Here is an 11206-nt window from a genome sequence, read left to right on the forward strand (position 1 = left end):
GCGGGCTGGGCTTGACGCTTCTGCGAGATCATCTACGATTGAAACATAGGGAAGAATGATCTGTAGCTGTCACCATCGCATCATTCCTATTCTGTTAAAGGGTGTCCACTTTCTTGACAGAGGTCCACTGTTTCCTCTATACGCTCCAAAAAGCAAGTTTGTCCGGCCTTGCCGGACATGGATTCCGTTATCGTCCGAAAAAGAGGCTTAATTACCCGTCAAAAAGGCAAATAGCGTACCTGATGTCCGCCAACCTTTCAAATAAAGCGCATTTTGATAGAACAGCGCATCTCCTGTCCTCATACAGCTCATCCGAAGAATCTGCCCCGCCTTAGTGAAATAAAAAATCTCTCTTCCTAAACCAAGGAAAAGAGATCGTTCAATACCCTTCACTTCAATCATTAATTCTCTGTAATAGCTCATCCACAGAAATCGTATTTGCTTCTGATGCGATAAAAATGGCATTCGGATCGAGTGATTCAGTTGGTTCAGATTCAGCAGCCTGTCTATCTTCTTCATCCGCAGTACGTTTCTCATTCGTTTCTGTCTTAGGTTCCTTTGTGGTGATTTCTTTATCACCGTCCGCCTCACTTAGGGGCGAAGGCATTCCGAGCGCGTTGTCCAGCTCATCTGCCAATTCTTCAGTACTACTCTGATCTGAACCGGAGCTCTGCTCTGAGGGGCCAGTCAGAAAAAAGATGTCTGCAGTGCATAGGATCGCAAAGCTTAAGACAGATGCCCCGGCTAATAAATGGATCGGCTTCACACTCCGCCCTCCCAACTATGAATGAGACCATTATACCACTATTCATCGGAAAAGGGGGATAAATACCTAATTTTATCCGGGGCTTTTGTTGAAAACTCAACTTCCTATTTTAACATGCTCGGCTCTTTCATGAGCTTTAAATTCTCGAGTACGTCCGGATCCTTCTGCTTAATTACCTGCAAAGCTGTGTTGACAGCTTCATCATAGTAGCCTTTCCGAAAATAATTCTCGGCTTCTGTTAATGCCGCGTCAACATTTCGGGAGCTGCTTCTAAATTTATTTCCATACTGTATGACATCTTCGGCCAGCTCAGCCTGATCAAGCGTAGTCTTTAACTGCTGATGAACCTTGTTGACATTTTGTTCTGAGTTCTCGACACTGTGAGTTACTCTTCCCATTTCGACCGGCACCTCTTCTAAAGAAACAGCTGCTTCTTCTATGCTTGCAGATGCTGCATCGATTTCATTTAGAAGGGAGGACGGGACCTTCGGAAGCATTGCCCTTTGCAGCCTGGTGCGGTCATGCAGAAGCTGTTTTCTTAGATTAGTCAAAGTATCGAGTGCTTTCAGCTCATCTTTTCGGAGGTTGTAAAGCTTTTCCTTCGAACTTCTGATGTCTTTTTCTAAAGATGCGACGTCTTTTCTCAGCGGCTCAATTGTTTTCTTCAAGGAGATAAAAGATTGCTTTTTATGTTCATGCATATCCTGAAACACGCGCCAGTTTTTATTGTTTTTATCCGCATCGTGTTCTATTTTATCCTGACGTCTTAGTTCTTCATCAGGAATCCGGTAGCTGACACCAACCTTTGTGCGCTCCATATTCAGCTCGCGCAGCTGAATCTCCATCCTGTCGAGATCCTGCTTTGTCTCCATTGCAGCAAGCTCCACAAATTGGCGGGCGGCTACTTCATCCTCGAGAGTTTCATAGACATTCTCTATAAACGAACGAATTTCTTTTATCTTATCTTCTGCCTTGCTGATTTCAAGATCTGTCACCATTTTGCTTAGAGCTGGAAGCTCACTGCGGTATTGGTCAATCTGCTTCCGGAAAGCAAACTGCTCCATGGAATATCCGCTTTTTTCCATATCTTCCATCCCTTTTTCAAGGTCCCTGCAATCCTCTGGAAGATCCGCTTCAATTTCCACGAGCAGCGCAGGAACAATCTTCATTTTTTCTTCCTCTGCCGCCATTTCTAACTGCAGATCTTGAAGTATCTTATTGGCTTTCATGTAATTTCCCTGCACTGTTTCTTCTTCAAACTGCTCAAATTCATCCTTCATCTGCTTCAGGCTTTTTTCAAACGACGGAGCTGCATCACCGAGAGAGCGCCAGCTTTGAGAAACAAATCTCTGCATTTCTTCAAATTTTTCTTTTGTATCTGAAATGCCGCTTCTATTCTCTTCTTCGTTATGTATGAGCTCGTGAACTTCCTTAAAGATTTCCTGGATCTTTTCATCGATCTCCTGAAGCTGCTTTGCCACAACATTAATTAGTTCCTTAGATTTTCTAAATCGGTATTTATTCGCCCATTCTTCAATGTCAAATAATGCTTCATCAATATCTGGAAGGTGGAGGCCGAGAATTTCATCCCAATCCTTCCTCCATGCTTCGAATTTTTCTTCTGTTTCTCCTGAGATAGTCAGGCCTTTTACTCGTGATATTTCATCCGCAACCGGCCGGTTCGCTATCTCCGTCTTCCACTGTTCCATTCGGTCTACTTCTTTATATATCTTTCTCCTGAACACAGCCCCGTATATGAAAATGGCTGCAATCACAAAAGCGATGCTAAGAATTGTATACAACATCGGTCTTCACTCCAGTTTCCTCTCTATAGGAAATAAACATAAACTTTTTTCATCATATTTCTTATATTTTCGAGTTAATTTGTTAAAATCCTTCTTTTTATGACTAATACTTTCCTTATACCTGTTTTTCGCTGTTTTTCGTTAGTACCTTTATGATAACATGGAATGACAGATTATGTGAGAAATGTCGAACGAAATATTTGAAAAAATAAAGCCTGCCTCTGCCTGGCAGAAAGGATGAAAGTTATAATGCTGCAGCCGGTAAGAGACGGCCATATTCATACCCCTTATTGTCCCCACGGAAGTGCGGATACTTTTTCTATGTATGTGGAGGAGGCAGTGCGCCAGAACCTCCACACGATTACGTTTACTGAACACGCTCCTCTTCCCCACGGCTTTGAGGATCCTGTTCCAGAACAGAACAGCGCCATGGATGAAGCGAAGCTCGCAGATTATTTTCAGGAGCTTCGTCTGCTGAAAAAAGAATACTCACAGGCTATCACGATTTTAGCCGGGCTTGAAGTTGATTTTATTGAGGGATATGAGAAAGAAACAGAACAGTTTTTGAATGAAATCGGTCCGGATATGGATGACAGTATTCTTTCTGTCCATTTTCTCCGGACAGCTGCAGGTTATATCTGCCTTGACTACAGCCCTGATAGCTTTGAAAAGCTGATTGAGGCATGTGCTTCCTCCCGGCAGGCGGCAAAGCTTTACTATGATACATTATTGCAGTCGATAAATCAGCCGCTCGGTCCATTTAAGCCCCGCCGTATCGGACACATGACTCTCGCCGCGAAGTTTCAGCATAAATTTTCCGGAGATTGGACCCCTCATCCGCTCATAGAAACGGTGCTTGATGCAGTGCACAAACAGGGGCTCGAACTCGATTATAACGGAGCCGGCACGGCAAAAGTGTTTTGCCGTGAGCCTTATCCCCCCGATTGGGTCATTAAGGAAGCAAAAAAAAGAGGAATCCCTCTTGTGTATGGATCAGATGCCCATCAGGCCAGGGACCTTGGCCAGGGAATTGGCAGAATGCTCCTGTCTACATGACGACCTCCTTAGCAGCGGTTCTGTTTTTCGCCTTGCCGGGCCGCTGCACTTCTTTCACCTCTGGAACTGCAAGCGCATTCGTCACCCATTTCCTGATTTCTTTTTTATAAATCGCCATAAAATGCTGTTCCTGAGGCTGCAAATGAAATACCTCACGGATATACTGGGGATGGAGAAACGGCATAATCACCATTCCGCGGATATGCATAAATGCCCACTGCGGCGCCACACTAGAGAACACTCTTTCCTGCACCCCCATTTTAAGAACAATAGAATACAAATGCTTTTCTTTCATTAGATAGGTGGTCGTAATTTCTCTGATCAGCATGGAATCAAGCGTCATTTCCCTCAGCACGAAACGAGAGCGGAGATGTTTATCCTGCAAGTAATCAAGACCTTTGTATGTCATATCAAGCAGCTTCTCGAGCGCGTTTTCATGTTTGCTTTTAATAGCTTCCTCCAGCTTTTTTATATACCCCTCCAAAAATTCAACCATTAGTCTTTCAAGCAGGCCATGCTTACCGCCAAAATAATACGAGACGAGGGAAACATTCATCTTTGCTTTAGCCGCAATTTCTCGAACAGAAGTGCCGTGAAATCCTTTACTGTTAAATAAAAGCGCTGCAGCTTCCATCAGCTTTTCTTTGGTGCTTTCGGTTACGGACAAAGCGATCTCCTCCTTTTTTGACACTGGTCATTCTTACTTACAAATTCTCTATCACGCCGGCGCTTCCCTTCCATGACTTGTCGACAGTTTCTTTAACGATTCGCACCTGTGCTATACTCATTAAAAAAGAAAACCCGGCTTATCATCGGGCTTTATTGGCGAAAGCTTCCGCTGTAATCGTGAATTTTTGAAAATGCGGGAAAGGAAGTGAGGAAATGTTTAATCAAACTGTATACAACGGTACTTTGGACCAAAATTATGAGACTCTTATAAAACAGGCAGAAGCTATCTTAGACGGCGAGCCTGATATGACCGCTAATCTGGCAAATGCGGCAGCATTATTGAATCAATTTCTTCAGGACGTAAACTGGGTTGGTTTTTATCTTTACCATGCAGAGGACAATGAGCTCGTACTCGGTCCTTTTCAAGGTCTGCCTGCCTGCATCAGAATCCCCTATGGGAAAGGTGTCTGTGGAACTGCAGCTGCAGAACAGAAAACGATGCGTGTTGATGACGTATCCCAATTTCCTGGTCATATTGCCTGCGATGCAGCCTCCAGATCAGAAATTGTCGTTCCTATCGAGAAAAACAATGTGCTGATCGGGGTGCTGGACATCGACAGCCCCGTCTACGACCGCTTTACTGAAAAAGAAGCTAAATTACTCGAAAAATTCATTGAAACTTTAAAAGTATATATATAGAAAGGATTTCATATTGACTTTTCTTCTGGAAAACTATACAATGGCAGTTGTGTAAAAAGACAGCCAGGGTGAGCCTGATGTGTAACACCCTTGTCATTTTGTTCCTTGATTCTGCGGCTGAAGTATCGAATCAAGGTGTATCGCGTAACCTCCCGCTGTCGAGGCGAAGGTGCATGAAAACAAAATGAACATGTCAGGAGATTACCAATGTTGATCTTTTTTCCAAATACTTTTATAAATAAAAGGAGGATTCCTGATATGGCAAGATATACAGGACCATCTTGGAAAAAATCCCGTCGTTTTGGAGTATCCCTCAGCGGCACTGGTAAAGAACTAGAAAAGCGCCCATACGCACCGGGCGAGCACGGACCTACTCAGCGCAAGAAGATTTCTGAGTACGGCCAGCAGCTTCAAGAAAAGCAGAAGCTTCGTTTTATGTACGGCCTGAACGAGCGTCAATTCCGCCGTATGTTTGAAGAAGCAGGTAAAATGCAGGGCGTTCATGGTGAGAACTTTATGGTTCTGCTTGAGTCCCGCCTGGACAACATCGTTTACCGTCTCGGCCTGGCCCGGACACGCCGTGCAGCCCGTCAGCTCGTTAACCATGGTCACGTAACTGTGGACGGAGGACGCGTAGATATTCCGTCTTACCGCGTAAAGCCCGGCCAGACAATCGGCCTTCGCGAAAACTCCCGCAACCTTACTGCGGTAAAAGAAGCAATTGAAGTTAATAACTTCATTCCAGAATTCGTTACATTCGATGAAGAAAAGCTCGAAGGAACATACAACCGCTATCCGGAACGTTCTGAGCTTCCTTCTGAAATTACAGAAGCGCTTATCGTCGAATTCTACTCCCGTTAATCTCTGCTTACTGCAGAATAACACAGAAAAAGCCCTTGAAATGTTGATATATCAACATTCCAGGGGCTTTTTTTTTGTTTCAAAAGACAAACTAAAAAGAAACTGGGACAAATGTATATTACTATTTCAAAATCCAGACGATACTACTGACTCAGTCTGGATAGTTTGTTAATTATGAGTTTTTAAGAAAAACCGGAGGCCAGAAAGAGCTGTTAAAGTTTGTTGTGGATTCTCACGAATCGCTTATCGATGGTTGCTTGCCGCGGGCACGATCTCAGCTCAAGTCAGGATTCATTCGCTGCAGAAAAATTTTCCGCGGCATACTCCTGCAGAAACTCTGCTTCTGCATTTCTCTCTTTTACGCATATTGAATGAGAAAATATTTCTTTTTCCCGCGGCGGATGATCGTGAAAGAGCCATCGATCTTTTCCGTGCTGCCGACCACCTTGTCAAGCTCCTGGCAGCGCTCACCGTTAATATAGACCGCTCCACTCTTGATATCTTCACGGGCCTGACGTTTCGAGGAAGAAATTCCTGCTTCTACCAAAAGCTCAATCAGACCTTTTTCCTGCTCGGCAACTGTATGAGCGGGTACATCCTTAAAGCCCTGCTTTACCTCTGCGGCTGTTAATTCCTTGAGATTTCCTCCGCCAAACAATGCCTGCGAGATGTTCTGCGCCTGGGCCAGGGCTTCTTTTCCATGCACGAAGGTCGTAACCTCCTCTGCTAGCCTGCGCTGAGCGCCCCGCTCTTCCGGCCGTTTTTCTACCTCTTCCTCGAGCTGTGCCAGCTCCGCTTCATCTAGAAACGTAAAGAACTTGAGAAATTTTACGACATCACGGTCATCCGTGTTGATGAGAAATTGGTAAAACTCGTAAGGACTCGTTTTTTCTGAATCAAGCCAGATGGCTCCCCCTTCCGATTTGCCAAATTTTGAGCCGTCTGCTTTTGTGACAAGCGGAATGGTAAATCCATAGGCACCAGGATGCTTTTCCTCACTGCCTTCCAGCTTTCGGATAAGTTCAAGTCCTGCTGTAATATTTCCCCACTGATCACTCCCGCCGATCTGCAGCCGGCAGTTCTTTTCATTGTATAAATGATGAAAATCAAGGGACTGCAAAATCTGATAGCTGAATTCCGTAAAGGAAATACCTGATGTAATCCGGGACTCTACGGACTCCTTTGCGAGCATGTAGTTCAAACCGAAGTGCTTGCCGGTGTCTCTCAAGAACTGGACAACGCTCATAGAACCGATCCAGTCATAATTGTTTACAATTTCCGCTTTGCCACCGCCTTCAAAATCAAGATAATGGGAAAGCTGTTCTTTAATACGGTCGCTGTACATTCGGACGACCTCTTCTTCATTCAAAGTGCGCTCTGCTTTTTTTCCACTTGGGTCTCCGATCAGCCCGGTCGCTCCTCCCACCAGTGCCAGCGGCTTGTGGCCGGCAAGCTGAAAACGTCGCATCGTGATAATCGTAAGCAGATGACCAATATGAAGACTGTCGCCGGTGGGATCAAATCCACAGTAGAGCGTCACAGACTCCTTATCAAGTAATTGCTGAAGTCCTGCCTGATCCGTAACCTGATTAATCAGTCCTCGGAATTCGAGATCCTCTAACACATTCATTGCACTCTCTCCTTTTTACATAATTAAAACCTTTTTGATGAATATAAAAAAAGCCCCTTCTGCTTTATCACAGAAGGGACGATATTTACCGCGGTACCACCCTGCATTGAACATGAGAATTTCATGCTCCACTTAAACTCTTAACGGGAGGCCCCGTTCTTCTTTTCTACCAAGTTGATGTCAAGAAGAAAGCTCCAGACGCGTACTTCGTTTCTTCCTGTGTACCGGCTCGCAGCGGCCGCCGGTTCTCTGGTTCAGGGAAGAAGAAACTACTTCAAGTCCTTCACAGCCATGTTTATTCGATTGAAATGACTATTCTTCTTTTATCATACTTTTTTTACTGCTGTCAACGAACATTCGAAATATGCTATAATGTCGGTGACGTTTAGGAGGAATTATTGTGAATCGATTTTTTGAAAAACTTAATCATAAATATGATGCTTTCCGAAACAAGCCTGTCGTGCAGGGCATCAACGTTACCTCACAGGTGATGTGGAACATCTTATTGATTTTTATCGTCCTTATTCTTATGTTTATCCTTTTCGCCGGGTCTGTCGGAGCAGGCTTCTTTATGTCGCTTACTGAAGATCAAGAAAGGCTCAGTAAAGAGGAACTCGAGCAGAATATTTATGACTATGAAGAAGTCAGTGATATTTATTTTGCAGAAGAAAAACACCTCGGTAAGATACCAGCTGACCTCGAACGAAAGGAACGTTCCCTTGATGAAATCTCCGATCACCTCATCAATGCTGTTATTTCCACAGAAGATGAATATTTCTACGATCACAATGGTGTCGTCCCTAAAGCATTAATGCGCGCTACATACCAGGAGCTGGCCGCTTCCTCCAACCAGACGGGCGGCAGCACGCTCACGCAGCAGGTCGTCAAAAATCAAATTTTGACTAATGAAGTTTCCTTTGAAAGAAAAGCAAAGGAAATAACGCTTGCACTCCGTATGGAGAATTACTTTGAAAAAGAAGAGATCTTAGAAGCATACCTCAATATCGTTCCTTTCGGAAGAAATGCAAACGGCCGTAACATAGCCGGAGCTCAGTCCGCTGCGGAGGGAATTTTTGGAATGGATGCCTCTGAGCTGAATATTGCTCAATCTGCATTTATCGCCGGTCTGCCGAAAAACCCTTTCACCTATAGTCCATTCGCCGGCGGCGGGGAAGTGAAGGATGACTTCCAGCAGGGACTGAACCGGATGAAGCTGGTACTTGGCAATATGCATGAAGAAGGTTATATTTCGGAGACTGAATATGAGGAAGCGCTGGACTACAACATCAGAGAAAACCTGACCGAGCGCGCTCCTACTGTCACAGAGGATTATCCATTCCTAACGTATGAAACACAGGGCCGTGCATCCAGAATTATCCGTGACCAAATGCTGGAGGAGGACGGTATCGAGCTTGATGAACTAGACGAAGAAGAACAGGAAGAAGTGAATGAGCAGTATACATTAGCTGCCAGGAATGAACTTGCACTCGGAGGATATAATGTTCATCTCACAGTAAATAAGGATATATATAATTCCATGCAGCAGTCTGTGGCTGATTCGCAGTGGTTCGGGCCTGACCGCGAAGATGAGAATGGCGAAACCCAGCAGGAACAGGTCGGATCGATTATGATCGATAACAGCACTGGGGCAATAATAAGCTTTACTGGGGGACGTGATTTTGACCAGGAAAATTTAAATCATGCAACTCAGGCCTTCCGCCAGAATGGATCGACGATGAAGCCGCTTCTGGCATATGGTCCTGCCATGGATGAAGGACTAATTCAGCCTGGTACAATAGTGCCGGACGTGCCGACTGACTATAACGGCGGCGATGAAATCAACAACTTTGACCGAAGCCATAAAGGATTTATTAGTGTGCGAAAATCCCTGCAGGAGTCACGCAACGTGCCTGCCGTAAGAGCGGCGGATATGGTAGACCATGACAAAGCACGCAATACATTGCTTGATATGGGGTTAACTAGCCTTCATGAAGGAGAGCCATTCCAATCCACTGCGCTTGGCGGTCTTTCCTACGGAGCGACGATTGAGCAAAATACGAACGCTTTCTCCTTATTCGGCAATGACGGAGAGCTAAGTGACTCATATATGATTGAAAAAATTGAAACGAAGGAAGGCGAAGTCGTTTACGAACACGAAGTGGAGCCGAAAGAGATATTTTCACCGCAGACCTCTTTTCTTATGACTGACATGATGAAAGATGTGCTGCAAAGCGGCGGTACGGCCAGCAGCCTTCCCGGCAAATTGAATTTTGGCGGAGATTGGGCAGGGAAAACCGGAACGACTACGAACACAAAGGATTCTTGGTTTGTCGGATTAAATCCAAACGTAACATTCGGCCTCTGGATTGGATATGATGATCCTCAGGAAATATCGACTCCTTATAAAGGCTTAACGTACGGTGCAAGAACCCAGCAGATCTGGGCTGATCTAATGAACGCTTCTTATGAGGCAGATCCGGACGTATTCGGAATGGACGATGAATTTGAACAGCCGGACGGAATTGTCCGCCAGACAATCTGCGGTATCTCCGGGAAGCTTCCAAGTGATTTATGTGAAGAAGCAGACTTAACGACTACCGATTATTTTAATGAAGAATTTCTGCCGACGGAAAAAGATGACAGCTTATCACGGGAGCGTTATGTGACGATAGACGATGAGCGCTATACAGCGTATGATTCGACACCGAGCGAATTTACAAGAAACGGAGTATCGATTGATGAAGACTATTTCGATGTTTCTGACGTCAGTGAGTATTTACCAGACGACTGGGAGGAAATCGTACCAGACCGGGAAGCTCCATCCAATGGACGCTCTCCATCAAGAGTCTCAAACGTGAGATATCAAGGCGGAAAACTCCGCTGGTCCCAGCATTCAGATAACGATATTGTCGGTTACCGTATTTATAATCAAAGTGGCTCTCAGGTAGGAACAGTCCGAGATAACGATTCTACCAGCTACGACCAATCGGGCGGATCTCTGTATGTTACTGCAGTTGACACACGGGGAAGAGAATCCAGTCCCTCCTCTACTGCACAACGGGGCAGTGGCGGCAGCGACAGGGATAATGACTCCTCTGATGAAGATACCTCCAACGAAGAAGACAGCCGTGAGCCAGAAGAAGAACAGGACAATGACGATTCTACGAATGACTCGGACTCTAGTCCAGAGGAGGATGAATCGAGTCCAGAGGAGGATGAATCGAACAACGGCGGAGATAATAATGGTAATGGTAACGAGAATAACGATAGGAATGGGAACGGGAACGGCAGCGGGAGCGATAATGACGACGACGGGGATAATGGCAATGGCAGCGATAATGGAAATAATGACGATGAAAATAACGGCGGCTCTGATGACGGGCGTGAAGAAGAAGAGCCGGATGAAGATGAAGGTTCTTCGGATGGAGATGATTCTGATGATGGAGGCAGCGATGACTCTGATGACAGCGGTGATGAAGAGTCAGATTCCAGCTCAAGTTCAACAGACTCAGGAGACTCAGGAGATTCAGGAGATTCCGATGAAGAGAGCGAAGACAGCTCAGACGATGAGACTTCGGATGATTCCGATGACGACTCAAGTGATGATGAATAAAGAAGAACGTGATTTTCTTTGTGAAATAAGAGGCAGGGCCGCAACAGTGTCTGCCGTATGAAATGCGCTTCCGATTATCAATATGATAGTCGGAGGCGTTTCTTTTG

Annotated in this window: 8 protein-coding genes and 1 other annotated feature; of the genes, 4 read left to right on the forward strand and 4 right to left on the reverse strand. The window is 45.1% G+C overall.

The annotated features are described in order from the left end of the window. Positions 1-394 precede the first annotated feature (394 nt). The gene (locus ACE4RR_RS18670) at positions 395-766 is read right to left on the reverse strand and encodes a hypothetical protein (RefSeq protein ID WP_375536968.1); all 372 of its coding nucleotides are present in this window, start codon (positions 764-766) and stop codon (positions 395-397) included. 104 nt (positions 767-870) lie between these two features. Beyond that, on the reverse strand, positions 871-2571 hold the full coding sequence (locus tag ACE4RR_RS18675) for a septation ring formation regulator EzrA (RefSeq protein WP_375536969.1): 1701 nt from the start codon (positions 2569-2571) through the stop codon (positions 871-873). Positions 2572-2820: 249 nt separating this feature from the next. Between ACE4RR_RS18675 and hisJ the strand changes: the two genes are divergently transcribed. Further along, entirely contained in the window at positions 2821-3627 is an 807-nt protein-coding gene (hisJ, locus tag ACE4RR_RS18680; protein WP_375536970.1) for a histidinol-phosphatase HisJ, read from the forward strand. Here hisJ and refZ read toward each other — a convergent pair. Continuing rightward, a complete protein-coding gene (refZ, locus tag ACE4RR_RS18685; RefSeq protein ID WP_375537005.1) occupies positions 3620-4261 on the reverse strand; it encodes a forespore capture DNA-binding protein RefZ in 642 nt (213 codons plus the stop codon). The two genes, hisJ and refZ, sit on opposite strands and share 8 nt — an antisense overlap. Before the next feature lie 248 nt (positions 4262-4509). Here refZ and ACE4RR_RS18690 point away from each other — a divergent pair, with 248 nt between their 5' ends. Both ACE4RR_RS18690 and rpsD read left to right on the forward strand, forming a co-directional pair. Then, positions 4510-4995, forward strand: a complete 486-nt coding sequence (locus ACE4RR_RS18690) for a GAF domain-containing protein (protein ID WP_375536971.1) — start codon at positions 4510-4512, stop codon at positions 4993-4995. A gap of 258 nt (positions 4996-5253) precedes the next feature. Beyond that, positions 5254-5856 (forward strand): 30S ribosomal protein S4, encoded by a 603-nt coding sequence (gene rpsD, locus ACE4RR_RS18695; protein WP_375536972.1) that lies wholly within the window; start codon positions 5254-5256, stop codon positions 5854-5856. A gap of 358 nt (positions 5857-6214) precedes the next feature. Here the strand turns inward: rpsD and tyrS are convergent, their stop codons facing one another. Beyond that, positions 6215-7486 carry a tyrosine--tRNA ligase gene (tyrS, locus tag ACE4RR_RS18700; RefSeq protein ID WP_375536973.1) on the reverse strand — a complete coding sequence of 424 codons (1272 nt, stop codon included), beginning with the start codon at positions 7484-7486 and terminating at the stop codon, positions 6215-6217. Between the two features lie 71 nt (positions 7487-7557). Further along, positions 7558-7782, reverse strand: a binding site (T-box leader). 104 nt (positions 7783-7886) lie between these two features. Between tyrS and ACE4RR_RS18705 the strand changes: the two genes are divergently transcribed. After that, positions 7887-11099 (forward strand): transglycosylase domain-containing protein, encoded by a 3213-nt coding sequence (locus ACE4RR_RS18705; RefSeq protein WP_375536974.1) that lies wholly within the window; start codon positions 7887-7889, stop codon positions 11097-11099. Positions 11100-11206: the final 107 nt, after the last annotated feature.

The sequence above is a fragment of the Alteribacillus sp. HJP-4 genome, from assembly GCF_042139015.1.
GTDB lineage: Bacteria > Bacillota > Bacilli > Bacillales > Marinococcaceae > JBHIKY01.